This is a genomic window from Ruminococcus sp. AF31-8BH (assembly GCF_003460605.1).
Classification (GTDB): Bacteria; Bacillota; Clostridia; order Lachnospirales; family Lachnospiraceae; genus Blautia_A; species Blautia_A acetigignens.
In genome coordinates this window covers 55,937-81,183 of record NZ_QTVN01000019.1, presented here as the reverse complement: position 1 = coordinate 81,183, position 25,247 = coordinate 55,937, and the positions used below count along the sequence as shown (strand labels likewise).

The following is a 25,247-nucleotide window of genomic DNA, read 5'->3' as shown; positions in this document are numbered from 1 at the left end:
GCAAATGAGCCTCTCGCGGATAAAAATCCCAGTGGCTCATTTGCTTTTTACAGTTCTGAAAAAATAACAGATTGCCCATCCAATACTCATTCCTGCCGCAATTCCAAATGCAAACAAAAAAGTATCCCGACCATATGCCAGGGCCTGCATGGTGTTTCCCTCCATGATGCTGTTCATACAGTAGTAGAGCGTGCTTCCGGGAATCAGCGGGATTACAGAAGTAACGAAAAAGGAAGTGGAAGTTTCCTTACAGATCCGGGCAAGGATTTCCGCATACAGATCCGCAATAAATCCAGCCAGAAGAGTAGGCAAAAAAACACTTCCCCATATGGTTTTCCCAATAAGAAAAACCAGCCAGCTAAGAAATCCGCCTGCGCCGGCAAGGGGCAGATATTTGCTTTTCATATGGAAGAGCATTCCAAAGGCAACGGAGCCCACAGCTCCTGTGATCAGCTGAATGATGGCCTGTGTATTCAAAGTCCAAACCTCCCAAATAAAAGAATTGCGCCCATAAATCCCAGCGCCAGTGCTGCGGCAAGAAGCAGAGCCGCAATCAGCCGGATGATGCCGGACAGGGTGTCGCCGATGAGAACATCCCGAATGGCATTGGTGGACATCAGTCCGGGAATCAGAAGCATAATGTCCCCGATCATAATTTTGTCCATATGAAGCCCTGGAAAAAGAAGGACAGCCCCGCAGATCACACAGCCGGAAAGAAAGGATGCGGCGAACTGGAAGGTAACTTCGTTCATGCACACCGGACGGAGATACCGCTGGAAACTCCAGATCAGTATGGCAACCAGACTGGCAGTTACGGCATCCGGGATGCTTCCCTGGTAAAAAAGGGCGAAGCTGAAGGCTGCCAGAATACTTCCCGCCAGATTCAGAAGCGGCAGCGGTTTGTCGGCTTTGATCTGGTCCAGCTTCCGCTCCAGTTCCCTGGCGGAAAAAGGCTGTCTGCAGAAATGGCGGCTTAAGTCATTGAGCTGTTCTAACCGGGTGAAATCATTTCCCCCATTTTCACGAATCCGGCGTGTCTGGGTTCTGGCTCCGTCACCTGGAAATTCCATGGTGACGACAATGCTTGAAGTAATAACAAAAACGTTCATCTGGGTTGCACCGCAGGCATAGCCCATGCGGTTCAGGGTATCTTCTACACGAAAAATTTCCGCACCGCTTCCAAGCAGTGCGTCTCCCATATCCAGAAAAACAGGAAGGTATTCTTTTGCGGTTGGCATAGGGAAACTCCTTTTTTATAGGTGAAAAATATAAAAGATCAGCCAAGTCAATGTGGCAGCTAGCTTTAGTATAAAGCCTGAGAGGGAAGGTTACAACAGATAAATTAGTGGAAAAAACAGGGAAACGAGAATCTTTTTCACTGAAAGGTTTGGAGTATTCCCTAATAACACAGATTGTGATAACATAGACTGCAGAAGATTCTGAGAAAATGCTTGCAGAGCAGTAAGTGAAAATAAGGTCAGAATCGGAACTTCAGGAGGAAAAACAAATGGCTTGTACAACAATTTTAGTTGGAAAAAATGCGTCTTATGATGGCTCCACCATGATTGCAAGAAATGACGATTCCGGAGCCGGACATTATACACCGAAAAAATTCGTGGTAGTTCACCCAGAGGAACAGCCGAGAAAATATAAATCCGTAATTTCCCATGTGGAGATCGACCTTCCGGACAATCCAATGCGCTACACCTCTGTGCCAAATGCGGTAGCAGGAGAAGGCGTGTGGGCGGCAAGCGGCGTCAATGAGGCCAATGTAGGCATGACTGCCACGGAGACCATCACCTCCAATCCCCGTGTGCTTGGAGCAGACCCGCTGGTGGTTTATCAGCCGGCAGAAGATGGAAAAGAAGAGGTAGCCGGAGGAATCGGAGAGGAAGATATTGTTTCCCTGGTTCTGCCATACATCCACAGCGCGAGAGAGGGAGTGCAGAGACTTGGCAGCATTCTGGAGCAGTACGGAACCTACGAGATGAATGGAATTGCCTTCCAGGATCAGGACGAGATCTGGTGGCTGGAGACCATCGGCGGCCATCACTGGATTGCAAGAAAAGTGCCGGATGACGTTTACGTAGTGATGCCAAACCAGCTTGGACTGGACGAATTCGACCTGGAGGACGCTCTTTCCCAGCAGGAAGAATATATGTGCTCTGCTGACATGCGGGAATTTATAGAGAAAAACCACCTGGATCTTTCCATGGACGGCGTGCTTAATCCAAGAGATGCTTTCGGAAGCCATGACGATGCAGACCACGTTTACAACACTCCCAGAGCGTGGTTTATGGAGCGCTATCTGAATCCGAGAACAAAGGTGTGGGACGGACCAAACGCTGATTTTACCCCATATTCAGATGATCTGCCATGGTGCATGGTTCCGGAGAAAAAGATTACTGTGGAAGATGTGAAATATGTGCTGTCCTCTCATTATCAGGGAACTCCTTACGATCCGTACGCATCCTATGGCGACAAGGCACAAAGAGGCGCATTTCGTTCCATCGGCGTGAACCGCACTGATTTCCTGTCTGTGATCCAGATGCGTCCTGGAATGGAAAAAGATAGCAATATTCTGGAATGGGTTGCGTTTGCGTCCAATGCCTTTAATGTACTGGTGCCGTTTTATGCCACTATCGATACCACTCCGGACTATCTTTCCAGTACAACGAAAGAGGTAACAACAGACAATTTCTACTGGGTAAGCCGCATAATCGGAGCTATGGCAGATGCTTCCTACAGAAGCTCTGTATTTCACATTGAGCGCTACCAGGAGAGCGTTATGGCAAAAGGCCATCAGCTGATCAACCAGTATGATGCCCTTCTGGAAAAAGAATCTGACGCTGCCAAGCGAATGGCACTTCGCCAGGAAGCCAACCAGGCCATTGCAGATATGCTGAAAAAAGAGGCGTCTGCAACCCTGGATAAAGTGCTTTATGAGCTCAGCAACCAGATGAAAAATTCCTATTCCAGATCCGACGCTTAATAAAGTGGCAGGTGGCTTGTTATTAGGCTTTCCTAACAAAATCCGACGAGTTTTGCATACAAACAGTAGACAAATTTCGGTTTCTTCACTATAATAAAGTGAAGAAACGAATTTTGTCCCCGCAGGAATTGATCGGGAGTTGCCCATAAGAAAAGCCGGAACAAAAGAATAAGGAGGCTGAAATGACAGTAAAAGAATGTTATGAGAAGGTCGGTTCAGACTATGATGGAGTCCTGAAAAGACTTGGAAGTGAAGCACTTGTGAAACGTTTTGCAGTGAAATTCCTCAATGATCCAAGCTTTCAGGATCTGACAGATGGTCTTGCTGCCAAGGACGGAGAGAAGGCTTTCCGTGCAGCACATACACTGAAAGGTGTTTGCCTGAATCTTGGATTTACAAGCCTGTACAAGGTAAGCGCAGAGCTGACTGAGGTACTTAGAGGAAGAGAGACAGAAGGCAGCGACGAGCTTTATGAGCAGGTGAAAGAACAATACACCATCCTGACAGAAGCAATTCAGGAACTGGCTGCGCAGAGCTGAAGGGAAACCTTCAGCTCTTTGCTGTAACGTCAGGCTAGAGGAAAGATTAACATATGAAGAAAAAAGCATTTAAGGTAGCAGCTACTTCATCATTCCGGCAATGGTTTCCATTATAGCGTGCTTTGAGATCCAGCGCAGACTGGAAAAGAAAAAGGAGGCGAAGAAAGCATGACAATGACAGTTACACAGGGAATTATCACCATTGTATGCGTGGTTCTTGGAACGATGGTCACCCGTTTTCTTCCCTTTCTTATTTTTCCGGAAGGAAAGGAACCGCCGGAATTTATCCGCCATCTTGGCAATGTGCTTCCCTATGCGGTAATCGGGCTTCTGGTGGTATACTGCCTGAAGGATGTGCCGGGAAGCGGAACTTACGGACTGCCGGAAGCCATTGCGATTTTGTTTATCGTCTTTTTGCATAAATGGAAAAAGAATACGCTGCTTAGTATCGGCGGAGGAACCGTTTTGTATATGCTGCTGGTGCAGATGGTATTTTGATGCAGGAAGCTGCATTCTAGGGCCTGTTTGAAAAATCATTCCCGCAATCTGCACGCCCCACTTTGCGGTATATTTCACCCGAATTCGGTTGTCGTAGCCCGCTACGACGCCCTCATCCGGGCAAAATCTCCCACAAATTGTGACGTACATCTTGCAGAAAGCCTTTTTCAAACACGCTCTAGCAATAAAATCCATCTAATATAGTATAAATTGGTATAGCTATATTCTATAACGAACTCAAGGGAAAATGAATTATGCAAAATACGCCTGTTTTGTTATGATAGGTACAGATAGAAACGAAAATAAATTCTCAGCATTCGCTGGGAATTTTTACATCACATCAGACGGAGCTGGAGGAGAATCATGGCAAGAGGAATCAATACAAAGTGTTTACATTTAGAAGAAGAGGAAGGCTGCTGCAACAATTACGGCTCCATCAGTTTTCCCATTTATCAGACTGCAACCTACGCACACCCGGCAGTAGGACAGAGCACAGGCTTTGACTATAGCAGACTGCAGAATCCAACCAGAGAGCACCTGGAAAGAATCGTGGCAACTCTGGAAAACGGAATCGACGCGCTGGCCTTTTCCACAGGAATGGCAGCCATTACGCTGGTAATGGAGCTGTTTAAGCCTGGAGATCACCTGATCGTGGACGCAGACCTGTACGGAGGAAGCATTCGTCTTTTTGACAATGTTTCCGCGAAAAACGGGCTTCAGTTTTCCAGGATCGACTGCTGGAAAGAAGACGTGGAAAGCTATGTGAATGAGAACACAAAGGCAATTTATATTGAAATTCCTACCAATCCTATGATGAATGTAACGGACATTGCAGCACTGGCAGACATTGCGAAGAGACATGATCTGCTTCTTATTGTGGACAATACATTTTTGTCCCCTTATTTCCAGAATCCGCTGAATCTGGGAGCTGACATTGTGGTGCACAGCGGAACCAAATTCCTGGGCGGACATAACGATACCCTGGCTGGATTTCTGGTGACAAACCGGGAGGATATCAGCGAGAAGCTTCGTTTTCTGATCAAAACAACAGGTTCCGGGCTGGCGCCTTTTGACAGCTGGCTGATCCTTCGAGGAATCAAAACCCTGGGAATCCGCATGGAGCAGGCTCAGAAAAATGCGTTTAAAATTGCAGAATGGCTGAAAACCCAGAAGGCAGTAACCAGGGTGATCTATCCGGGACTTCCGGAGCACCCAGGCCATGAGATTATGAAAAAACAGGCAAGAGGCTTCGGCTCCATGCTGACCTTCCAGCTGGAAAGCCCGGAATTTGCCCTTTCTATTTTGTCAAAGGTTCGGATGATCAAATTTGCGGAAAGCCTTGGCGGAGTGGAGACTCTTGTCACCTATCCTACCACACAGACCCACGCAGACGTTCCGGAGGAGATTCGCGAGCGCAACGGAATCACCAGAAGTACCCTTCGTCTTTCCGTAGGAATCGAGGATGCACAGGATCTTTTGGAAGAACTGGAGAAAGTATTTGCAGAAACAGAGGAAGAATTAAATGGCGGAAAGAAATCTTGATTTTGACAGAATCATAAACAGAAAAAATACCAGATGCCTGAAATATGACTTTGCGGTAAAGAGAGGAAAGCCGGCGGATGTGCTGCCTTTGTGGGTGGCAGATATGGATTTTGAGACCTCTTCTTACGTGGAAGATGCGCTGGTGGAGCGAGCGAAAGAGGGCATTTTCGGATACAGCGAGGTGCAGACTCCTTATTTTGAAATCGTGGCAAACTGGATGAAAACCTATCACAACTGGGAGCCAGAGGAAGAGTGGCTGATCAAGACGCCGGGCGTTGTGTTTGCCCTTGCTATGGCGGTGAAGGCGAACACACAGCCTGGGGACAGCGTTCTGATCCAGCTTCCGGTGTACTATCCTTTCTCTGAGGTAATCACGGACAACGGCAGAAAAGTGGTAAGCAGCAATCTTTACCAGGGAGAGGACAACCGCTATCACATTGATTTTGCGGATTTGGAGAAGAAGATTACAGAGGAACATGTGAAGCTGTTTTTCCTGTGCAATCCTCACAATCCGGTTGGAAGAGTGTGGACCAGGGAAGAATTGGAAAAGCTTGGAGATATCTGCGTGAAACATGGAGTGATCGTGGTGAGTGACGAGATTCACCAGGACTTTGTGTTTAAGGGAAAGCATCAGGTTTTCGCCGGAGTGAAAAAAGAGTTTCAGGACATTTCCATTACCTGTACTTCTCCAAGCAAAACCTTTAACCTTGCAAGTATGATGATCTCCAATATTTTTATCCCAAATCCGGAGCTGCGCAGGAAATTCCAGAAACAGCTGGATGCAGCTGGAATCAGCCAGCTTGGAGTGCTTGGACTGGTGGCTGTGGAGGCCGCTTATTCCAAAGGGGAAGAGTGGTATGAGGCGATGCATGCCTATGTGGAAAGTAATATTGTCTATACTAAGGATTATGTAGAGAAGAACCTGCCAGGCGTGAAAATGACAGACCTGGAGGGAACTTATCTGGTGTGGCTGGATTTCAGGGAGATCGGGCTTAGCGTGGACGAGCTGGAAGATTTGATTATTTATAAGGCAGGCCTGTGGCTGGACAGCGGAAAGATTTTCGGCAAGGCTGGCGAGGGCTTCCAGAGAATCAATGTGGCGTGCCCGAGGGCTACGCTGACGGAGGCATTGGAGAGGATTAAGAAGGCGCTGGAAACTACCAGATAATCCTGTTGTGTAAAGGACGCCGTAATGATAAAATGGAAAAAACGGATTATCCCACGCACAGGAGAAAATTATGGCAAATAAAATTGACCGTGAGGACATGCTGGCGCTGACCAGAAGAATGAATGTTTCCAGATGCTCGTTTACCCGCATTGCAGGCTGCTATGTAGATGGGGACGGCGACTTTGACGGCAGCTTTAATGTGAATTTCCTGAAGCTGTCCGCGGAAGAAAAGAAGCGGAATATAGAGCTGGCAAAAGCAGTTCCTTTTGCGGCAACCAATGTGAATCTGAAGCGTTATGAATTTTCCCAGGAGGATATGCGCCCGGGCACAGTGTGGCAGCTTCTCATGGCACTGCGGGAATGCGGACTGAAAAATGACGCTCTGATGGACAGCTTCTATGATCTGGTGATGGAGCACTACCAGAGCCGCAGGTCCTATGCAGTTTATATGTTTCACGACAGGTACGATATTCCCGCGAAAGCCGCGGACAAGGAACGGCTGTGGGAATCGGAGGCAGTTTTTGAATATCTGATCTGTGTGATCTGTCCGCTGGCAGATGAGTACGAGCCAGGTGCGCCGGAATGCGGATTTTTGTTCCCGGCATATACAGACGGCGGTGCGGATCTGAACCATGCGGCAGTGTTCCAGGCGGATAAGGACCGGCCGCACAGGGAACTGGCAGAGAAAATATTAGGTGTGAAATAAAAAGGTACCATATGTTTATCGGATGAAAATCTAATAAGCATATGGTACCTTTTTATTTCACACACCATGTTCCGCTTCATATTCCCGGATAATTTTAAGTGCGGCGGCATACTTGGTCCGCCAGTGCTTCAGCTGCTCCGGCGCGGGCGTGGTGCCGGAAAGCCGTGTCTCATCTGTATTATGTGCAATATCAGCAAGCTTTACCTTCCGTGCAAGAGGACTCTGGCAAAGTCTGCGGACATAGTCCAGGTAATCATCGGAAGGAGCATGGGTAAGCAGAAGGACTGTCTGCACAATTTCTTCCGAAAAATCTTTTTCCAGATCCTGGACTGTAAGGGGTGTATCTTCCAGGACATCATGAAGCAGGGCAATGCATGTGGTGGTTTCATCCTCCATCTGTTCTGCAAGATGGATGGGGTGAAAAATATAAGGGACACCGCTTTGGTCAAACTGGCCTTCATGAGCCTTGTATGCCAGCTTCATGGCCTTGATGGTTAGGGGAGTATATACCATTTTTTTATTCTGCGGGAGCAGCCTCCGTATCAGCATTTAGTGGAGTAAAAGCTGCCAGGACTTCATCTGCTTCTGTTTGAGTATCTGCGGTGTAGGATAAGATGATGGAGACAAACTTTCCTCCCTGTTTACGTGTGCAGTATTTCTGAAGAACTTCGTAATCATTGATGGTGACGCTGGTTTCCATAACGCGGAAATCCTGTCCGCCAATCTGTGCGTCTGTAACTTCTGAATAAGTATATCCCATCTGTGTAGCGTCCAGCATTTGCTGAGCAGCCAGGAAATACTGGTCTACGGTCATATTTTCCAGAGAAGCATCCTCTACTACCAGGGAAACATTGGGAAAACCGGAGACAGAGGAAGCCATCATTTCATAAACGGTGCCGGACAAAGCATCCTCACCAAGCTCCATGCCGGAAGATTCTTCCAGCGTGCTCTGGCCCTGTCGCATAACAGATTCTAATTCTTCTTCTGTATTCATGACAACGGTTTCCGGTGGGGTAAACTTCAGATTCAGCCATTCGCTCTGATAGTCTGTTTCGGTGATGGTACCTTTTTCGTAGGGGGTGTCAGCTGTGTCTTCTGCGGCATCAGAAGCCTCATCAGAAGCGGTATCAGCTTCTGCTTCCGTCTGCGCCGCATCCTCCGCCAGTACAGGAACTGCGTTCACGGTACACAGGGAAAATGCCAGCACAGCCGGTATTATCAAACTGTTTTTTCTTCGCATGAAATCATCCTCCTGAGATTTTTACTACATGGCATATGACCGTCTGGCCACACGTCCATGCAGCAGGAACAATAACGTTTATACGACCATTATAACGGCGGATGCCAAAAGGTACAACCCCTTTTCCACCCGAAATTATGCTGAAAATAAATATTGACAAATGAAAAAACTGTGATATACTTTGATAATCAAACTATTTTAAAGCAAAATAATTAAAGCATCACATACCAGGAGGTATTATGACTGGAAAAATAAAAGGGACCGGTTCCTACATACCGGTTCAGGTGTGGGACAATGACAAGCTGTCCCACATGATGGATACAAGCGATGAATGGATCCGCGGCCGCACAGGAATCGGGCAGCGGCACATTGCATCCGGTGAAGAAACCGTTTCCTATATGGCGGCAAAGGCCGGCGAGGCTGCACTTGCAGATGCGAAAATGAAGCCGGAAGAAATTGATCTGATTCTGGTATCGACCATGTCCGCGGAAATAATCATGCCCTGTGCGGCCTGCGAGGTGCAGAAACTGCTGGGCGCGGTTCACGCAACCTGCTTTGATCTAAATGGTGCCTGTACAGGATTTTTGCTGGCACTGAATACGGCGCAGGCCTATCTGGGCGGACGGATTTACCGCACAGCGCTGGTGATCGGAGCGGAGGCGCTTTCCCATCTCACCAACTGGCAGGACAGAAGCACCTGCGTGCTGTTTGGCGATGGAGCCGGGGCTGTGGTGCTGGAAGCAGATCCGTCGGCGGTGTACGTTCAGGCCACTCATTCCATTGGAAATGGCGGAGGCGCGCTTACCTGTGCCAGCAGAAATCAGCCGGGATTTGCAGAAGAAAATGCAGACCTTACGCCCACTTACATGCAGATGGATGGAAAGGAAGTATTCAAATTTGCAGTTTCAAAGGTGCCAGAGGTGATCCAGGAGGTCCTTGAGCAGGCAGGAAAAACAAAGGAAGAAATCCGTTATTATATGCTTCATCAGGCTAACTCAAGAATTGTTTCATCTGTGGCAAAGCATATGAAAGAACCTTTGGAAAAATTCCCCATGAACATAGAAAATCTGGGAAATACTTCTTCTGCAAGCATTCCCATTCTTCTGGATGAATGGAAGAAAAAGGAAAGACTTAAAGCCGGAGACTGGATCATTCTTTCCGGTTTCGGCGGGGGGCTTACCTATGGGGCAAGCCTGCTGAAATGGCTGATATAGAGAAAAAAGCAAGAGAGAAAATACTCATTTTGCAGCATAAAATAATAGAAGAAAACAGAACAGGAGAATAATAAAATGTTAGAAAAAATCAAAGAAATCACAGCAGATTCATTAGGAGCAGACGTAAACACACTGACAGCAGAGACTTCATTTAAGGAAGACCTTGGAGCAGATTCCCTGGATCTTTTTGAGATGGTAATGGCACTGGAAGAAGAGTTTGAGGTGGAGATTCCAACAGAGGATCTGGAGAATATTAAGACGATAGGGGATGTGGAAGCATACCTTCAGAGCCGCCAGTAATCATCCTGCGTCAATATGACGGTTACTTAATATTCGATGTACTGGTTACAGAATGGAGATTTTTATGAAAACAGAAGTGACGAAATTACTTGGAATTGAATATCCCATCATTCAGGGAGGCATGGCATGGGTGGCAGAATACCACCTGGCAGCAGCTGTTTCTGAGGCTGGCGGACTTGGCCTGATCGGTGCTGCAAGTGCCCCGGCTGAGTGGGTACGCCAGCAGGTACAGGAGGTAAAGAAGCTTACTGACAAGCCATTTGGCGTTAATATTATGCTGATGAGTCCATACGCAGATGAGATTGCAAAAGTTATTGTAGAGGAAAAGGTTCCGGTGGTTACCACTGGTGCCGGCAACCCGGAAAAGTACATGAAAATGTGGAAGGAAGCAGGCGTGAAGATCATCCCGGTAATCGCTTCCGTTGCCCACGCAAAGAGAATGGAACGCTGCGGTGCAGATGCGGTTGTGGCGGAAGGCTGTGAATCCGGCGGACATATCGGGGAGACCACCACAATGGTTCTGGTGCCGCAGGTTGCGGATGCAGTGAGCATTCCGGTGATTGCAGCAGGGGGAATCGCAGATGGAAGAGGCATTGCGGCAGCCTTTATGCTGGGTGCAAAGGGCGTGCAGATGGGTACTCATTTTGTAGCCACAGAAGAGTGCTGGGCCCATCAGAATTATAAGAATATGATTCTGAAAGCTAAGGACATTGACACGAAAGTAACCGGACGTTCCACCGGTCATCCGGTTCGTGCCCTTCGCAATCAGATGACCCAGGAGTACCTGAAAAAAGAGGCTGAGGGAGTACCCTTTGAGGAACTGGAGCAGATGACACTGGGAAGTCTTCGCCGTGCTGTTGTGGACGGAGATGTGAAAATGGGAAGCGTTATGGCAGGCCAGAGCGCTGGTCTTGTGAAAGAGCAGTTAAGCTGTCATGACCTGATCCAGAAGCTGGTAAAAGAGACAGATGAACTGCTGAAAGGAACTGGAATTTATGAGTAAGATCGCATTTCTTTTCCCGGGACAGGGAGCGCAGAAGGCTGGAATGGGACAGGATTTTTATGAGAAATTTCCTTCTGCAAAGGAGATTTTTGACCAGGCCAGCCAGTGGCTTTCCCTGGATATGAAGGAGCTTTGCTTCAAAAAAAATGAAAGGCTTGACCTTACCGAATATACCCAGGCGGCTCTTGTCACCACCTGCCTTGCCATGGAAAAAGTAGTGGAAGAATACGGGCTTCACCCGGATGTAACCGCTGGCTTAAGCCTTGGGGAGTACTGTGCAATTGCTGTTTCCGGCGGAATGAGCGTGAAAGACGCCATCACAACCGTAAGAAAAAGGGGCATTCTGATGGAGCAGGCAGTGCCGGCAGGAGAAGGCTCCATGGCTGCGGTTCTGGGGCTTGGCGCATGGGAAATCGAGAGCGCAATCAAGGATACCAAAGCGGAAATTGCCAACTATAACTGTCCAGGACAGATCGTAATTACAGGACCAAAGGCGGCTGTAGAGGAGGCTTCCCTGAAGCTCAAAGAAGCAGGCGCAAGACGGGTTTTGCCCCTTGCAGTAAGCGGCCCATTCCACTCATCCCTGCTTCAAAATGCAGGAAAAGAGCTTGCAAAGGAGCTTGAAAATGTGGAATTTTTCGCTCTTCAGATCCCGTATGTGACCAATGTAACAGCGGAATATGTAACAGATATCAGCCAGACAAAAGAGCTTCTTGCAAAGCAGATTTCTTCTTCTGTGCGCTGGCAGCAGAGTGTGGATAAGATGCTGGCAGAAGGTGTGGACACCTTTGTAGAGATCGGCCCGGGCAAAACCCTGGCTGGTTTTATGAGAAAAATCGCACCGGATGTGAAAACTTATAACATTCAGAAAGTGGAAGATTTAGATCAGATCGCAGAGATTTTAGGCAGCAGATAAAACAGGAAAACAGCAGGGCGAAGTGGTCTTTTTGCCCGAACATTTTTATATGAGAACTGACATACAGGAGTAAAAAGAAAACATGAATGCAGAGAAAAAAATCGCAGTTGTGACAGGCGCTTCCCGTGGAATTGGAAGGGCAATTGCCCTTGAGCTTGCCAGACAGGGAGCATTTGTAATCATTAATTATAACGGTTCCAAAGAAAAAGCAGAGGCGGTAAAAGCTGAAATCCAGGCGGACGGCGGACAGGCAGAAATCAGCCAGTGCAATGTGGCAGACTTTGATGCCTGCGGTACTTTTATCAAAGAAATCGTGAAAACATATGGACGGATCGATATCCTGGTAAACAATGCAGGAATCACCAAAGACGGGCTTCTGATGGCAATGAGCGAGGAAGATTTCTGCAAGGTTGTGGACACAAATCTTAAGGGAACTTTTAACTGCATTCGCCATACAGCAAGACAAATGCTAAAGCAGCGAAGCGGCCGTATTGTTAATATGGCATCTGTTGTAGGCATTGGCGGAAACCCGGGACAGGCCAATTATGCAGCCTCAAAAGCTGGAATCATCGGTCTTACCAAGACCGCGGCAAAGGAGCTTGCATCAAGAGGAATCACGGTAAATGCCATTGCTCCTGGCTTTATCAGAACGGACATGACAGATGTGCTTCCTGATAAGGTAAAAGAAGAAACCCTGAAAAATATCCCTATGGGAACATTTGGCGAGCCGGAGGATGTGGCGAAAGCAGCTGCCTTTTTCGCATCCCCGGAAGCAAAGTACATTACAGGACAGGTTTTGTGTGTAGACGGAGGAATGTTATGAATAAAAGACGTGTAGTGGTAACCGGACTTGGTGCGGTCACTCCTGTTGGAAATAATGTGGAAGCCTTCTGGGAAAGCGTGAAAGCAGGAAAGGTTGGAATCGGTGAAATCACAAAGTTTGATACCGCAGATTTCAAGGTAAAGCTTGCCGCAGAAGTGAAGGATTTTAATGCAAAAGATTACATGGATTTCAAGTCTGCGAAAAGAATGGAGTTGTTTTCCCAGTATGCAGTAGCGGCCGCAAAGGAAGCGATGACAGATGCCAGAATTGACATGGAAAAAGAAGATCCCTTCCGTGTTGGCGTCATCGTAGGCTCTGGAATCGGAAGCCTTCAGGCAATGGAAAATGCAGCGTTAAGGCTGGCTGAAAGGGGACCCTCTAAGGTTGATCCACTTCTTGTTCCAAAGATGATCAGCAACATGGCAGCGGGAAATGTATCCATTGCAATAGGTGCCAGAGGCAAATGCACCAACGTGGTAACGGCCTGTGCATCCGGAACCCACTGCATCGGTGACGCATACCGTGCCATTCAGTACGGAGATGCAGAAGTGATGCTGGCAGGCGGTACCGAAGGGGCAATCAGTCCGGTTGGAGTAGCCGGATTTACCAATCTGACAGCCCTTAGCACCAGCCAGGATCCTTACCGCGCATCCATTCCTTTTGACAAGGACCGAGGCGGTTTCGTCATCGGAGAAGGTGCCGGCGTGGTGGTCCTGGAAGAGCTGGAGCATGCCAAAGCAAGAAATGCAAAGATTTATGCAGAGGTAGTTGGATACGGGGCAACTGCAGACGCTTATCACATTACTTCTCCTATTGAAGACGGAAGCGGAGCTGCCCGGGCCATGACAGATGCAATGAAGGAAGCGGGGGCTTTACCAGAGGAAATTGATTATATCAATGCTCATGGAACCGGAACCCATCACAACGATCTTTTTGAGACAAGAGCCATCAAAGCAGCCCTTGGTGAGGCCGCCAAAAAGGTAAAAATTAACTCCACAAAGTCTATGATCGGTCATCTTCTTGGAGCTGCCGGCGGAGTGGAATTTGTAGTTTGTGCCAAGTCTGTTGAGGAAGGATTTATTCACCAGACAGTGGGTACAAAGGAAACAGAAGAAGAGCTGGATCTGGACTATTGCATCGATGGACCGTCACAGCAGGAAGTGAAGTATGCCATGAGCAATTCCCTTGGATTTGGCGGACATAATGCAGTTCTTCTGCTGAAAAAGTACCAATAAAAGCTGTCTCAAAAGGAGAAAAATACAATGGAATTTGAACAGATTTTAAAGTTAATTGACCATGTATCGGCATCTCATCTGGAGTCTTTTTGCTATGAAGGCGATGGAATGAAGCTGTCTTTAAATAATAAAATTGCCCCGGTGATCGTTGCAGGAATGCAGGGACAGACTGTGGAAGCTCCGGTGAATAAGGCTGCGTCTGGCGGGGGATTTTCCAGCGTGGAAAAATCCACAGATTCTAATGATCATGAGGAAGCTTTCCAGGCAGAATCCAGCGGGAATATTGTGAAATCTCCCCTGGTTGGAACCTTCTATGCAGCTCCTTCCGAGGATGCAGATCCCTTCGTGAAAATCGGAGATAAAGTGAAAAAAGGGCAGGTTCTTGCCATTGTGGAAGCAATGAAGCTGATGAATGATATAGAAAGTGATTTTGATGGAGAAATTGCAGAAATTTATGTGGAAAACGGGCAGCCTGTGGAGTATGGACAGCCGTTATTTTGCATCAGATAAGGAGCAGATATGAACCGTTTAAATATAAAACAGATCGAGGAAATTCTTCCTCACCGCCACCCTTTTCTTCTGGTGGATTATATTGAGGATTATGAGCCGGGAGAGTTCGCAGTAGGATACAAATGTGTAACCTTCCGTGAGGATTTCTTTCAGGGACATTTTCCCCAGGAGCCTGTAATGCCAGGTGTTTTGATCGTGGAAGCGCTGGCGCAGACTGGCGCGGTTGCCATCCTTTCCAAGCCGGAAAACAAGGGCAAGATTGCCTATTTTGGCGGCATTGACAAGTGCCGTTTCAAGGGCAAGGTGCAGCCGGGAGATAAGATGAAGCTGGAAATGAGAGTAATCAAGCAGAAAGGGCCTATGGGCGTTGGCGAGGCCATTGCCACAGTTGATGGAAAGCTTGTTGTGAAGGCTGAGCTTACCTTTATGGTAGGGTAAAAAGGTGCTCAGAAGGGTGAGAATATGATCAGAAAATTGTTAATTGCCAACCGCGGGGAGATTGCGGTAAGGATCATCCGGGCATGCCGGGAAATGGGAATTGAGGCTGTTGCAGTTTACTCAGAAGCGGACAAAGACAGCCTGCACACACAGCTTGCAGATGAGGCAGTCTGCATCGGTCCAGGTGCCTCTGCCAAAAGCTATCTGAATATGGAAAGCATTATCAGCGCGGCGATCATATCCGGTGCAGATGCCATACATCCGGGCTTTGGATTCCTGTCTGAGAATGCCAGATTTGCCCAGATCTGTGAGCAATGCAATCTTATTTTTGTAGGTCCGCCCTCACAGGTGATCCAGAATCTTGGAAACAAACAGATTGCCAGAAATACTATGGAAGCAGCTGGAGTTCCGGTAATTCCGGGAACCACAGAGGCTATTCTGGATGTGCAGACAGGAGCAAGAGAAGCAGACCGAATTGGTTATCCTGTCATCATAAAAGCAGCCCTTGGAGGCGGCGGGAAAGGCATGCGTACAGCCTTTTCCCCAGAGGAATTTGAACTGGCATTTCTCACCGCACAGAAGGAATCCCAGATTGCATTTGGGGATGGAACTATGTACATTGAGCACTTTGTGGAGCACCCAAGACACATTGAATTTCAGATCCTTGCAGACAGTCAGGGAAATGTGGTTCATCTTGGAGAACGGGATTGTTCTATCCAGCGAAACCATCAGAAAATGATCGAGGAATCCCCTTCCATGGCAGTGTCCGAAGAACTGAGAAACCAGATGGGAATGGCTGCTGTGAAAGCCGCAAAAGCAGCTCATTATGTGAATGCCGGAACCATTGAATTTCTTCTGGAAAAGACGGGAAAATTCTATTTTATGGAGATGAATACCCGCATTCAGGTGGAGCATCCGGTGACAGAATGGGTTACCGGTCTGGACCTTGTGAAGGAGCAGTTAAAGATCGCCTCCGGTCAGCCGCTGTCCTTTTCCCAGAAGGATATTCAGATACAGGGACATGCCATTGAGTGCCGCATTAATGCGGAAAATCCATGGAAAAACTTCCGTCCGTCCCCTGGAACCATTACGGATCTGCACCTGCCAGGCGGTCAGGGAATCCGCGTGGACACAGGAATTTACAGCGGTTATCAGATCCCTCCTTATTACGATTCCATGCTTGCAAAGCTGATCGTACACGGAAATAACCGCGAGGAAGCAATTGCAAAAATGAAGAGTGCGCTTGGGGAAGTGATCATCCAGGGCGTTGACACAAATGTAGATTATCAGTTTGAAATCATGAACGATCCGGACTATCAGAAAGGCATTTTTGACATTGGTTTTCTGGAAAGTCACCAGATCGGAGGAGTGAAGGTAAATGAAGCTTAAGTATGCCTTTAAACGTACAATCACAAATTCATCTGCTAGCGCAAGGCAGGAAACGAAGCCGGAAGTGCCGGATGGAATGCTGAAAAAATGCAATGCCTGCAAGGGCGCTGTTTTTGTAGATGAGGTAAAAAAGAACAACTACATCTGTCCTCACTGCGGCAATTATTTCCGCATTCATGCAAGGCGAAGAATCGAAATGATCGCAGATGAGGGAACCTTTGAAGAGTGGGATTCGGTCATGCCGATAAGCAATCCTCTGTCCTATAAAGGGTACCCGGATAAGGTGAAAAAGCTTCAGGAAAAGACGGGCCTTGACGAGGCTATTGTCACAGGAAGGGCGAAAATTGGCGGTGTATCTGCAGTTCTTGGTGTATGCGACAGCCGTTTTCTCATGGCAAGCATGGGAGAAAATGTAGGCGAAAAAATTGTCAGGGCAGTGGAAAAAGCTACGGAAGAAAGGCTTCCTGTGGTGCTGTTTGCCTGCTCCGGAGGGGCGAGAATGCAGGAAGGAATCGTATCCTTAATGCAGATGGCCAAGACCTCTGCGGCCTTAAAAAGACACAGCGATGCAGGGCTTCTTTACATCAGTGTTCTGACCAATCCAACCACCGGAGGGGTGACGGCAAGCTTTGCCATGCTGGGGGATATTATTCTTGCAGAACCAGGTGCACTCATTGGTTTTGCAGGGCCGAGAGTCATCGAGCAGACCATCCGTCAGAAGCTTCCAAAGGGCTTTCAGAAGTCAGAATTTCTTCTGGAACACGGCTTTATCGACCAGATTGTAGAGCGAAAGGATATGAAAGAAACACTGGCACAGCTTCTGAAAATGCATTGCGAGAATGCTGCAGATAACAGGGATGAGAAGGCAGAGCAAGCAAATAAAGAGTCCTATTCTCCTGCAAAAAAGTCCGCCTGGGAGCATGTTCTCCTTGCCCGCAGTAAAGAACGGCCAACTGGAAAAGACTACATTCCATGGCTGTTTGACCACTTCTTGGAGCTTCACGGAGACCGTCTTTTCGGGGATGATTCTGCTTTGATCGGAGGCATTGCATACTTCGATGGAAAGCCTGTAACCGTGATCATACAGGAGAAAGGAAACGGAACCAAAGAGAATATTGCGTATAATTTCGGCATGGTTTCCCCGGAAGGATACCGCAAGTCCCTGCGCCTTATGAAGCAGGCTGAAAAATTCGGAAGACCAGTAATCTGCCTGGTGGATACCCCAGGTGCGTTCTGCGGGCTTGAGGCAGAAGAGCGTGGGCAGGGAGAGGCAATTGCCCGCAATCTTTTTGAGTTATCCGGTCTTAAAGTGCCGATTCTGTCCATTGTGATCGGAGAAGGAGGAAGCGGCGGAGCCCTTGCACTTGCCGTAGGAGATGAGGTCTGGATGATGGAAAATTCCATCTATTCCATTCTTTCCCCGGAAGGCTTTGCCACCATTTTATGGAAAGACAGCACAAAGGCAAAAGAGGCAGCTGAAGTGATGAAGCTGACTGCTTCTGACCTAAAAGATCTTGGAATGATTGAACAGATCATTCCGGAAAAAGAGCCCCTTACCAGAGAGAATATGATGGAGACAATGGAAGTTCTGGAGAAACGAGTCCGTGGTTTTCTGGATACATATTGTGCATATGATTTGGAAAAATTACTGAATAAGCGTTATAATCGTTTTAGAAATTTGTAAAATTGTAGAAAAATATACCAGATTGTGATATACTTACCGTAAATATTTGCTTGGATGTTTTACAGAAAATACAGGAGGCTGCCGGCGGAAGCGGACAGCGCATATGCAGGAGAGAAGAGAGTGGAAAACAGGGAAGTTATTAATGATGTACTGGTGCATCTGTTTAACGAGATCATGGAGCTGGAAGAGCAGGCAATCATTACGGAGGAATACAAGGATATCACAAATAATGATATGCATATCATTGAGGCAGTTGGTCTTGGCGGAAACAAAATGTCTGACATTGCTGCCAAGCTGAACATCACCGTAGGCTCCTTGACGACCTCTATGAACAGTCTGGTAAAGAAGGGATACGCCACAAGAGAGAGAAGTGAACAGGACAGGCGCGTGGTATTTATCCATCTTACCTTGAAGGGAAGAAAAGCCTACCATCATCATGCGGAATTTCACCGTAAGATGACAGATGCCGTGCTGGATGTTCTGGATGAAAACGAAGCACTTGTACTGGCGAAAGCTCTGGACCGCCTGACTCTTTTCTTCAGACAATATAAGTCATAAAACCTTTCAGGCACATGTCAAATGTATCAAAAATATGGAAGCTGGATCCTCACAGGACCCGGAAAGGACAGTCTTATGAAGAAAAGAACAGTATCATGGATTATGACAGCAGCACTTGGTGTGGGAGCACTGACCGGAAGTATGTGCAGTGCAAATCTGGTTTTTGCAGAAGAGCAGACAGAAGAACAGAATGCAGAGAGTGAAGAGGAGACAGAACAGACGGATACAGACGATTCTGTTATGAAAATTGGCGCTCTTAAGGGGCCTACCGCAATGGGAATGGCACAGCTTCTGGATGATGAGAATTATGAATTTTCCATTGTGGCATCACCGGATGAAATCGTCCCGATGATCGTTCAGGGACAGGTTGATATTGCGGCAGTTCCTTCCAATCTTGCCTCTGTTTTATATCAGAAAACAGACAAAAACATCAGCGTACTGGCAGTGAACACACTTGGAGTTCTTTACCTTGTGGAGAACGGGGATTCCATTCAGTCTGTAGAGGATCTGAAGGGCAAAACCATTTACGCCAGCGGCAAAGGTGCTACACCCGAGTATGCGTTAACCTCTGTTTTGGAAGCCAACGGACTGGATCCTGAGAAGGACGTAACCATTGAGTACAAGTCCGAACATGCAGAGGTAGTAGCAGCCCTTGCTGAGGATCAGACCGCAGTGGGACTTCTTCCTCAGCCATTTGTAACCACAGCGCTTATGAAGAATGAGAACCTTCGCGTTGCTCTGGATCTGAACGATCTGTGGGAGTCTTCTGTGACAGATGGAAGCAAGCTGGTAACTGGTGTTTTAGTTGCAAGAAATGACTATCTCAAAGAGCATGAGGCAGACGTAGATGCCTTTATGGATGCATATAAGAACTCTGTGGAATTTGTAAATTCTGATACGGAGGCAGCCGCTGAGATTATTGGAAACCACGACATTATTTCTGCTGAAGTAGCAGTAAAAGCCATTCCACAGTGCAGCATTGTATTTATGGAGGGTGATGAAATGCAGACCATTCTTTCCGGTTATCTGAACACCTTAAACGAGCAGAATCCGGAGATCATCGGAGGCCAGTTGCCGGATGAGGACTTCTACTACAAACGCTAATGAGATAAAAAAACATCGGTTATGTTATAAAATACTGGCAGCTGCCGTCTGGATTCTGGTCTGGCAGCTTGCCAGCATGTGGCTGAAACAGGAGATCCTTCTGGCATCTCCTGTTTCTGTTATAAGAAGGCTTGGGCAGCTGATTGTGACCGCAGATTTCTGGAGATCTATCGGATTCAGCTTTGGCAGGATCGTTCTTGGATTTACCCTGGCGCTGGTTCTTGGAACTTTGCTGGCGGCACTTTCCTATGGGTTTTCTGCAGTGGAAATTCTCATGGATCCGCTGATTACAGTGATCAAAGCCACTCCGGTTGCCTCCTTTATTATCCTGTGCCTGATCTGGATTCCATCCAGAAATTTATCCGTTTTTATTTCCTTTCTTATGGTTTTTCCAGTGGTCTACACCAACCTTCTGGAGGGCCTGCGGCAGACGGATAAGCAGCTTCTGGAAATGGCAGATTCCTTTGGCGCAGGGCTTGGGAAAAAGGTAGAATTTGTTTATCTTTCCCAGGTTATGCCTTATGCAGCTACGGCCTGCAAGCTTGGACTTGGGCTTTGCTGGAAGGCTGGAATTGCCGCCGAAGTCATCGGAATTCCCACCGGTTCCATCGGTGAAAAATTATACAAATCTAAGGTCTATCTGGAAACACCGGACTTGTTTGCCTGGACCATTGTGATTATATTTGTGAGCATGACCTTTGAGAAAATATTTTTATTTTTCCTGAAAAAAATCACCGGGGAGCAGCCATAAAGACGTGGCTTTCCGGTGATTTTTGATTCTTTTTAGCTGACTCCGTTTTTTGCGCAGATGTCTGCCAGGCAGCATCTGTCACAGTAAGGTTTGGTTCTTGCGGTACAGACTTCACGTCCGTGGTTGACCAGGCGATGGCAGAAATCATTGCCTTCTTCCGGCGGAATGATTTTCCAAAGTGCCATCTCCACTTTCTTTGGTTCTTTGATGTTGTCTACAAGGCCGATTCGGTTGGTCAGGCGGATGCAGTGGGTATCTGTGACAATGGCAGGCTTGCCAAACACATCTCCCATGATCAGGTTGGCGCTTTTTCGCCCAACTCCGGGGAGGGCAAGAAGGGCATCGAAGTCGCATGGAACATTATCCTGGTATTTCTCGTGAAGGATCTTCATGCAGGCACTGATGTCACGGGCTTTGCTTTTTCCCAGTCCGCAGGGCTTTACGATTGCCTCGATTTCTTCCGGTGTAGCAGATGCAAGTGCGGCTACATCCGGGTATTTGGCGTACAGGTCCTGAACCACTACATTTACCCTTGCGTCCGTACACTGCGCTGCCAGCCGCACACTTACCAGAAGCTTCCACGCCTCATCATAATCCAGGGTACAGTCCGCCAGAGGATATTCTTTTTTTAACCGATCTATCACTTCAAGAGCAAGTTCTTCTTTTGTCATAAAATTCCTTTCTGAGAATCTGGATGCTTACAGATTCCGTTATTATTTTAAGGCAAGTTCTGTGTATATTGTAATGGGAAAATTGCAATTTTGCAAGTTTACGCTGTCCTGTTTTTATGCTAAAATTATGGAAAGTCACTGTTCACTCCGTGCCCAGTAACACGCTTCGCGATGCACAGAAATCATGCTTTGCATGATTTCGCGCCGCAATCCTCGGGTTTTCTGTGAACTTTGTTCACAAAAAACACCTCGCGGAACATTACCCGTGAACAGTAACATAGAAAATATTCACGAACGATTCCGCTGCAAAGCGGCCTTTGCAATTCGTGTGCGAAATACGGGGGAGGAAATGCAAAATGAAAGTACGTATGTATAATGTAGGCTGCGGCGACTGCTTCTGTCTGCGGGACCGCAAGGGAAGTCTTCTGGTAGATTTCGGAACCAGCAATAACCGGATTGACGGACACCCAAGAAGTGATATCTTTGATGTGATCATCTCAGATTTTACCACCATTTCCCACAAAAGCCTTCTACTGACCAATTTTCAGCTGGACCATATATCCGGCCTTCTTTACATGCTGAAAAAGTACAGGGGAAGCAATGACTTTAACAAAATTTACCTTCCAGACATATTTTCTGCTTCCTCCATGAGCCGAACCCTCACCCTTCTTCTGCTTTCCGATCTTATGAAAAATACGTATCTCCCCAGCAAACAGATCAGCCTTTATGCCTTCGTGGAAGCCCTGGTGAAACAGCCCCAGAATATTGAATTTCTGAAAAGAGGAGATATCTTCGAGAGCAAATACCAGGTTCTCTGGCCAGACTGCAGCGTGATTGAGAAGGAAACCGCCGAGAATTATGCCTACATTCAGTCTTTAGAGAAAAGAGAGAACGCTGTATCAAACAGAGAAAACGAGTTTACAGAAGCCTTGCTTCGCCTTGAAACTTTCGCGGACAAACTGCGCCAGATTATCTGCGGAACCCTCAAAACCAACGCTTACGCTCTGGAATGCGAGTTCCGTGACTTAAGAGAAGACCCGTCAGTCATCCAGATGCTCCAGACCTTTGAAGCTGCAAAACTCAACCTCCGCCAGTTCAAAAACAAGATCAGTCTGGTCTTTCACAGCACCACAGACGGAGAAATGAACGTTCTTTTCACCGGAGACATTCCAGGGAAATACATGGAAATGATCGCCGCCAACTATGATGACGCCCTGCCCCTCCACGAACACTACTGGTGCGTCAAAGTCCCCAACCACGGCATCCAGGCGGACTACTTCGACTTTACCGACTATACCCCGGAGAACATGCTCATCTCCAACGGCATCTACTACGCCGACAACAAGAAACAAACCAAAGCCTACCGCACCTCCGCCCAGTACGCCGGCCTTTTCTACATCAACGACACCCACATGTACTGCTCCAGCTCCGCCTGCTGCGACGGCTACCGCAACGGCTGCACCTGCAAAGAATGCGATGTAATTTCCCCGCAGTATTATAAAGACATTTAACCCTCTACACTCCATTTTCCTACAAGTGAAAATCAAGAATAGAAAGAAGCGTCAAGATTGTACAAAATATAACAATCCTGCCGCTTCTGGATGTCGTCCGCCTTGAATACTTTATTTAGTTCAAATGCCAAATATCTTTATTATACTGCTCAATCGTTCTATCAGAAGAGAAGAATCCAGCCTCCCCAATATTCACAAGCATCTTCTTCGCCCACGCATTACGATCCTCATAATCCGCAAACACCTGATCCTTAACCTTAATATAATCCTTCAGATCCAGTAAAGTCATAAACCAGTCCTTATTCAGAAGCTCGTTGTAGAAGTTTCTCAAATGCTCCTCTTTACCAATCTTCAGCATCGGCTCGCTGACAATGAAATCCACATACTTCTTAATATCAGCATCCCCCTCATAAATCGCACGGGAATTATAATCGGCCTTCTCATAATGCTTAATAATCTCATCACTGGACTCACCAAAGATATAAATATTATCCTCGCCAACCAGCTCACTGATCTCCACATTTGCACCATCCATGGTACCAAGAGTAACCGCACCATTCAGCATAAACTTCATGTTTCCGGTACCGCTGGCTTCCTTAGAAGCAAGAGAAATCTGCTCAGAAATATCACAAGCCGGAATCAGCTTCTCAGCTGCGCTCACATTGTAGTTCTCAACCATAACAAGCTTCATATAAGGAGCCACATCCGGGTCATTCTGGATCAAAGTCTCCAGAGTCAGAAGCAGATGAATGATATCCTTAGCGATATAATAAGCAGGAGCAGCCTTTGCACCAAAAATGAAAGTAATCGGTCTCTCCGGCTTCTTGCCGCCCTTGATCTCCAGATATTTATAGATAATATACAGCGCATTCAGCTGCTGACGCTTGTACTCATGAAGTCTTTTGATCTGGATATCAAAAACACTGTTCTCATCAATCTCGACACCAGTATTTTCCAGAACAAAATCCTTGCAGATTTTCTTCGCATCCGCCTTAATTGCAAGCAGCTGATCCAGAACCTTCTGGTCATCCTTGAAAGCAAGCAGCTTTTTCAGCTCATCTGCATTTTTCTTGTATCCATCTCCGATCAGAGAAGAGATATATTTTGCAAGAGGCTGGTTGCAGTACATCAGCCATCTGCGGAATGTAATGCCATTGGTCTTATTATTGAATTTTTCCGGATAAATCTCATAGAACTGATGCAGCTCAGAGTTCTTCAGAATTTCGGTATGAAGAGCAGCAACACCGTTGATAGAGAATCCGTAATGAATATCCATATGAGCCATGTGAACCAGATTATTGCTGTCAATAATAGCAAGATTCTCAGCCAGATATTTTGCTTTAACCTTCTCATCTAACTTGCGGATGATCGGAACAAGCTGCGGAACAATATCCTCCAGATAGTGGATCGGCCATTTCTCAAGAGCCTCAGCCAGGATAGTATGGTTGGTATATGCGCATACATGGGAAACGATATCAGCAGCCTCATCAAAGCCGATTCCCTTCTCTCCAAGGAGACGGATAAACTCCGGAATGATCATGCTCGGGTGAGTATCGTTGATCTGAACAACTGCATAATCAGCAAGGTCGTGAAGATTGCTTCCCTTGGAAACTGCCTCATCCAGAATCAGCTGTGCAGCGTTGCTTACCATGAAATACTGCTGGTAAACACGAAGCTTGCGTCCGTCCTCATCGCTGTCATCCGGGTACAGGAACAGTGTCAGGTTGTGCAGAATGTCTTTCTTGTTGAAAGCAATTCCGTCATGAACCATGGACTCATCTGCCAGGTCAATATCGAAAAGACGAAGATGGATTGCTTTGTTTTCATAGCCTGCAACATCAATATTATACATAGTAGATTTCAGGGAAAAGCCTCTGAACGGAACCATGTAAGTCACATCTGTAGCAGTCAGCCAGGACTCAGGAGTGATCCATGGGTTCGGAACCTCATGCTGAAGGTTGTTCTCAAAAACCTGTTTGAAAAGTCCCAGATGATAGTTCAGTCCGATACCTTCTCCAGGAAGTCCAAGTGTTGCGATAGAATCCAAAAAGCAGGCAGCCAGACGTCCAAGTCCGCCGTTTCCAAGAGATGGTTCCGGCTCAACGGACTCAATCTCAGCAAGGGATTTGCCGCTCTCTTTTAAGAATTCTGCAACCTCATCATAGATGCCAAGGTTGATCAGATTGTTGGAAAGAAGCTTTCCAATAAGGAACTCTGCAGAGATATAATAGATTTTTTTCTTTCCCTCATGATAGCCCTTTGCAGCAAGCTGTTTTTTGGTGTATGTGAGAAGGGCTTCGTATACTTCCTGGTTGGTACATGCGCTGCAGTCTTTGCCAAACATGTCCTGAATCATAGTTTTTAAAGCTTCCATAATTTTCTCCTTTCAAGAGCGATTACCTGTGTTTGATGGTGTTATATTAGCATATGCAGATGAAAGAAAAATACAACAAAA

27 protein-coding genes are annotated in these 25,247 nt (G+C 47.0%); 21 read left to right on the top strand and 6 right to left on the bottom strand.

The features are described 5' to 3' along the window. Positions 1-36: 36 nt before the first annotated feature. Together DWZ38_RS19110 and DWZ38_RS19105 are read right to left on the bottom strand one after the other, a co-directional pair. Positions 37-477 (bottom strand): threonine/serine exporter family protein, encoded by a 441-nt coding sequence (locus DWZ38_RS19110; protein WP_207725596.1) that lies wholly within the window; start codon positions 475-477, stop codon positions 37-39. Next, entirely contained in the window at positions 474-1,238 is a 765-nt protein-coding gene (locus DWZ38_RS19105; RefSeq protein ID WP_021925901.1) for a threonine/serine exporter family protein, read from the bottom strand. The genes DWZ38_RS19110 and DWZ38_RS19105 overlap by 4 nt, the downstream gene beginning before the upstream one ends. Positions 1,239-1,507: 269 nt before the next feature. On the opposite strand from DWZ38_RS19105, the gene DWZ38_RS19100 reads away from it, so the two are divergent. The 7 genes from DWZ38_RS19100 (at position 1,508) to DWZ38_RS19075 (ending at position 7,445) form a co-directional block, all read left to right on the top strand. Further along, positions 1,508-2,992: a C69 family dipeptidase gene (locus DWZ38_RS19100; protein WP_117854625.1), complete on the top strand. Its 1,485-nt coding sequence runs from the start codon at positions 1,508-1,510 to the stop codon at positions 2,990-2,992. A gap of 182 nt (positions 2,993-3,174) precedes the next feature. Beyond that, positions 3,175-3,531 carry an Hpt domain-containing protein gene (locus tag DWZ38_RS19095; protein WP_021925903.1) on the top strand — a complete coding sequence of 119 codons (357 nt, stop codon included), beginning with the start codon at positions 3,175-3,177 and terminating at the stop codon, positions 3,529-3,531. A gap of 168 nt (positions 3,532-3,699) precedes the next feature. Further along, positions 3,700-4,029, top strand: a complete 330-nt coding sequence (locus tag DWZ38_RS19090) for an AzlD domain-containing protein (RefSeq protein ID WP_021925904.1) — start codon at positions 3,700-3,702, stop codon at positions 4,027-4,029. Positions 4,030-4,056: 27 nt separating this feature from the next. Next, a complete protein-coding gene (locus DWZ38_RS23675) occupies positions 4,057-4,233 on the top strand; it encodes a DUF6783 domain-containing protein (protein WP_317259457.1) in 177 nt (58 codons plus the stop codon). Between the two features lie 159 nt (positions 4,234-4,392). After that, positions 4,393-5,571, top strand: a complete 1,179-nt coding sequence (locus tag DWZ38_RS19085; protein WP_117854622.1) for a PLP-dependent aspartate aminotransferase family protein — start codon at positions 4,393-4,395, stop codon at positions 5,569-5,571. Beyond that, entirely contained in the window at positions 5,552-6,739 is a 1,188-nt protein-coding gene (locus DWZ38_RS19080; RefSeq protein ID WP_117854620.1) for a MalY/PatB family protein, read from the top strand. Before DWZ38_RS19085 ends, DWZ38_RS19080 begins: the two co-directional genes overlap by 20 nt. 70 nt (positions 6,740-6,809) lie before the next feature. Then, complete coding sequence (locus DWZ38_RS19075) at positions 6,810-7,445, top strand: DUF4317 family protein (protein ID WP_021925907.1); 636 nt, start codon at positions 6,810-6,812, stop codon at positions 7,443-7,445. Between the two features lie 57 nt (positions 7,446-7,502). Here the strand turns inward: DWZ38_RS19075 and DWZ38_RS19070 are convergent, their stop codons facing one another. Both DWZ38_RS19070 and DWZ38_RS19065 read right to left on the bottom strand, forming a co-directional pair. Further along, positions 7,503-7,958: an HD domain-containing protein gene (locus DWZ38_RS19070; RefSeq protein ID WP_117854617.1), complete on the bottom strand. Its 456-nt coding sequence runs from the start codon at positions 7,956-7,958 to the stop codon at positions 7,503-7,505. A gap of 4 nt (positions 7,959-7,962) precedes the next feature. Beyond that, positions 7,963-8,685 carry a hypothetical protein gene (locus DWZ38_RS19065; RefSeq protein ID WP_021925909.1) on the bottom strand — a complete coding sequence of 241 codons (723 nt, stop codon included), beginning with the start codon at positions 8,683-8,685 and terminating at the stop codon, positions 7,963-7,965. 239 nt (positions 8,686-8,924) lie between these two features. Between DWZ38_RS19065 and DWZ38_RS19060 the strand changes: the two genes are divergently transcribed. The 13 genes from DWZ38_RS19060 (at position 8,925) to DWZ38_RS19000 (ending at position 20,610) form a co-directional block, all read left to right on the top strand. Next, entirely contained in the window at positions 8,925-9,899 is a 975-nt protein-coding gene (locus DWZ38_RS19060; protein ID WP_117854615.1) for a beta-ketoacyl-ACP synthase III, read from the top strand. Positions 9,900-9,974: 75 nt separating this feature from the next. Then, a complete protein-coding gene (acpP, locus tag DWZ38_RS19055) occupies positions 9,975-10,199 on the top strand; it encodes an acyl carrier protein (RefSeq protein WP_021925911.1) in 225 nt (74 codons plus the stop codon). A 64-nt stretch (positions 10,200-10,263) separates the two neighbouring features. Next, a complete protein-coding gene (gene fabK / locus DWZ38_RS19050) occupies positions 10,264-11,202 on the top strand; it encodes an enoyl-[acyl-carrier-protein] reductase FabK (protein WP_117854613.1) in 939 nt (312 codons plus the stop codon). Next, the gene (gene fabD, locus DWZ38_RS19045) at positions 11,195-12,118 is read left to right on the top strand and encodes an ACP S-malonyltransferase (protein WP_117854610.1); all 924 of its coding nucleotides are present in this window, start codon (positions 11,195-11,197) and stop codon (positions 12,116-12,118) included. The genes fabK and fabD overlap by 8 nt, the downstream gene beginning before the upstream one ends. 82 nt (positions 12,119-12,200) lie before the next feature. Next, a complete protein-coding gene (fabG, locus tag DWZ38_RS19040) occupies positions 12,201-12,941 on the top strand; it encodes a 3-oxoacyl-[acyl-carrier-protein] reductase (protein WP_021925914.1) in 741 nt (246 codons plus the stop codon). Beyond that, complete coding sequence (gene fabF, locus DWZ38_RS19035; RefSeq protein WP_117854607.1) at positions 12,938-14,176, top strand: beta-ketoacyl-ACP synthase II; 1,239 nt, start codon at positions 12,938-12,940, stop codon at positions 14,174-14,176. Before fabG ends, fabF begins: the two co-directional genes overlap by 4 nt. Positions 14,177-14,203: 27 nt before the next feature. Beyond that, positions 14,204-14,686, top strand: a complete 483-nt coding sequence (accB, locus tag DWZ38_RS19030; protein ID WP_117854605.1) for an acetyl-CoA carboxylase biotin carboxyl carrier protein — start codon at positions 14,204-14,206, stop codon at positions 14,684-14,686. Between the two features lie 9 nt (positions 14,687-14,695). After that, complete coding sequence (gene fabZ, locus DWZ38_RS19025; protein WP_117854603.1) at positions 14,696-15,124, top strand: 3-hydroxyacyl-ACP dehydratase FabZ; 429 nt, start codon at positions 14,696-14,698, stop codon at positions 15,122-15,124. A gap of 24 nt (positions 15,125-15,148) precedes the next feature. Further along, complete coding sequence (locus tag DWZ38_RS19020) at positions 15,149-16,513, top strand: acetyl-CoA carboxylase biotin carboxylase subunit (protein WP_021925918.1); 1,365 nt, start codon at positions 15,149-15,151, stop codon at positions 16,511-16,513. Then, positions 16,503-18,197 carry an acetyl-CoA carboxylase carboxyl transferase subunit gene (locus DWZ38_RS19015; protein ID WP_021925919.1) on the top strand — a complete coding sequence of 565 codons (1,695 nt, stop codon included), beginning with the start codon at positions 16,503-16,505 and terminating at the stop codon, positions 18,195-18,197. The genes DWZ38_RS19020 and DWZ38_RS19015 overlap by 11 nt, the downstream gene beginning before the upstream one ends. A 54-nt stretch (positions 18,198-18,251) precedes the next feature. Further along, positions 18,252-18,755 (top strand): MarR family transcriptional regulator, encoded by a 504-nt coding sequence (locus DWZ38_RS19010; RefSeq protein ID WP_117854600.1) that lies wholly within the window; start codon positions 18,252-18,254, stop codon positions 18,753-18,755. Positions 18,756-18,830: 75 nt separating this feature from the next. Next, a complete protein-coding gene (locus DWZ38_RS19005) occupies positions 18,831-19,859 on the top strand; it encodes an ABC transporter substrate-binding protein (protein ID WP_021925921.1) in 1,029 nt (342 codons plus the stop codon). Next, positions 19,834-20,610, top strand: a complete 777-nt coding sequence (locus DWZ38_RS19000) for an ABC transporter permease subunit (RefSeq protein WP_021925922.1) — start codon at positions 19,834-19,836, stop codon at positions 20,608-20,610. Before DWZ38_RS19005 ends, DWZ38_RS19000 begins: the two co-directional genes overlap by 26 nt. A gap of 32 nt (positions 20,611-20,642) precedes the next feature. Here the strand turns inward: DWZ38_RS19000 and nth are convergent, their stop codons facing one another. Further along, the gene (nth, locus tag DWZ38_RS18995; RefSeq protein ID WP_021925923.1) at positions 20,643-21,281 is read right to left on the bottom strand and encodes an endonuclease III; all 639 of its coding nucleotides are present in this window, start codon (positions 21,279-21,281) and stop codon (positions 20,643-20,645) included. Positions 21,282-21,637: 356 nt separating this feature from the next. On the opposite strand from nth, the gene DWZ38_RS18990 reads away from it, so the two are divergent. Beyond that, entirely contained in the window at positions 21,638-22,792 is a 1,155-nt protein-coding gene (locus tag DWZ38_RS18990; RefSeq protein ID WP_021925924.1) for a hypothetical protein, read from the top strand. 115 nt (positions 22,793-22,907) lie between these two features. Here the strand turns inward: DWZ38_RS18990 and DWZ38_RS18985 are convergent, their stop codons facing one another. Continuing rightward, on the bottom strand, positions 22,908-25,166 hold the full coding sequence (locus DWZ38_RS18985) for a glycogen/starch/alpha-glucan phosphorylase (protein WP_117854597.1): 2,259 nt from the start codon (positions 25,164-25,166) through the stop codon (positions 22,908-22,910). Between the last annotated feature and the right edge of the window lie 81 nt (positions 25,167-25,247).

Excerpts from the sequence above, each read along its gene's own strand:
- DWZ38_RS19090 (WP_021925904.1), top strand. The coding sequence starts at position 3,700 with ATGACAATGACAGTTACACAGGGAATTATCACCATTGTATGCGTGGTT.
- DWZ38_RS19060 (WP_117854615.1), top strand. The coding sequence starts at position 8,925 with ATGACTGGAAAAATAAAAGGGACCGGTTCCTACATACCGGTTCAGGTG.
- DWZ38_RS19085 (WP_117854622.1), top strand. The coding sequence starts at position 4,393 with ATGGCAAGAGGAATCAATACAAAGTGTTTACATTTAGAAGAAGAGGAA.
- DWZ38_RS19020 (WP_021925918.1), top strand. The coding sequence starts at position 15,149 with ATGATCAGAAAATTGTTAATTGCCAACCGCGGGGAGATTGCGGTAAGG.
- nth (WP_021925923.1), bottom strand. The coding sequence starts at position 21,281 with ATGACAAAAGAAGAACTTGCTCTTGAAGTGATAGATCGGTTAAAAAAA.
- DWZ38_RS19075 (WP_021925907.1), top strand. The coding sequence starts at position 6,810 with ATGGCAAATAAAATTGACCGTGAGGACATGCTGGCGCTGACCAGAAGA.
- DWZ38_RS19095 (WP_021925903.1), top strand. The coding sequence starts at position 3,175 with ATGACAGTAAAAGAATGTTATGAGAAGGTCGGTTCAGACTATGATGGA.
- DWZ38_RS19080 (WP_117854620.1), top strand. The coding sequence starts at position 5,552 with ATGGCGGAAAGAAATCTTGATTTTGACAGAATCATAAACAGAAAAAAT.
- fabG (WP_021925914.1), top strand. The coding sequence starts at position 12,201 with ATGAATGCAGAGAAAAAAATCGCAGTTGTGACAGGCGCTTCCCGTGGA.
- DWZ38_RS19005 (WP_021925921.1), top strand. The coding sequence starts at position 18,831 with ATGAAGAAAAGAACAGTATCATGGATTATGACAGCAGCACTTGGTGTG.
- DWZ38_RS19010 (WP_117854600.1), top strand. The coding sequence starts at position 18,252 with ATGTTTTACAGAAAATACAGGAGGCTGCCGGCGGAAGCGGACAGCGCA.
- acpP (WP_021925911.1), top strand. The coding sequence starts at position 9,975 with ATGTTAGAAAAAATCAAAGAAATCACAGCAGATTCATTAGGAGCAGAC.
- fabK (WP_117854613.1), top strand. The coding sequence starts at position 10,264 with ATGAAAACAGAAGTGACGAAATTACTTGGAATTGAATATCCCATCATT.
- fabZ (WP_117854603.1), top strand. The coding sequence starts at position 14,696 with ATGAACCGTTTAAATATAAAACAGATCGAGGAAATTCTTCCTCACCGC.
- DWZ38_RS18990 (WP_021925924.1), top strand. The coding sequence starts at position 21,638 with ATGAAAGTACGTATGTATAATGTAGGCTGCGGCGACTGCTTCTGTCTG.
- DWZ38_RS19105 (WP_021925901.1), bottom strand. The coding sequence starts at position 1,238 with ATGCCAACCGCAAAAGAATACCTTCCTGTTTTTCTGGATATGGGAGAC.
- fabF (WP_117854607.1), top strand. The coding sequence starts at position 12,938 with ATGAATAAAAGACGTGTAGTGGTAACCGGACTTGGTGCGGTCACTCCT.
- DWZ38_RS18985 (WP_117854597.1), bottom strand. The coding sequence starts at position 25,166 with ATGGAAGCTTTAAAAACTATGATTCAGGACATGTTTGGCAAAGACTGC.
- fabD (WP_117854610.1), top strand. The coding sequence starts at position 11,195 with ATGAGTAAGATCGCATTTCTTTTCCCGGGACAGGGAGCGCAGAAGGCT.
- DWZ38_RS19070 (WP_117854617.1), bottom strand. The coding sequence starts at position 7,958 with ATGGTATATACTCCCCTAACCATCAAGGCCATGAAGCTGGCATACAAG.
- accB (WP_117854605.1), top strand. The coding sequence starts at position 14,204 with ATGGAATTTGAACAGATTTTAAAGTTAATTGACCATGTATCGGCATCT.
- DWZ38_RS19015 (WP_021925919.1), top strand. The coding sequence starts at position 16,503 with ATGAAGCTTAAGTATGCCTTTAAACGTACAATCACAAATTCATCTGCT.
- DWZ38_RS19065 (WP_021925909.1), bottom strand. The coding sequence starts at position 8,685 with ATGCGAAGAAAAAACAGTTTGATAATACCGGCTGTGCTGGCATTTTCC.
- DWZ38_RS19000 (WP_021925922.1), top strand. The coding sequence starts at position 19,834 with ATGAGGACTTCTACTACAAACGCTAATGAGATAAAAAAACATCGGTTA.
- DWZ38_RS19100 (WP_117854625.1), top strand. The coding sequence starts at position 1,508 with ATGGCTTGTACAACAATTTTAGTTGGAAAAAATGCGTCTTATGATGGC.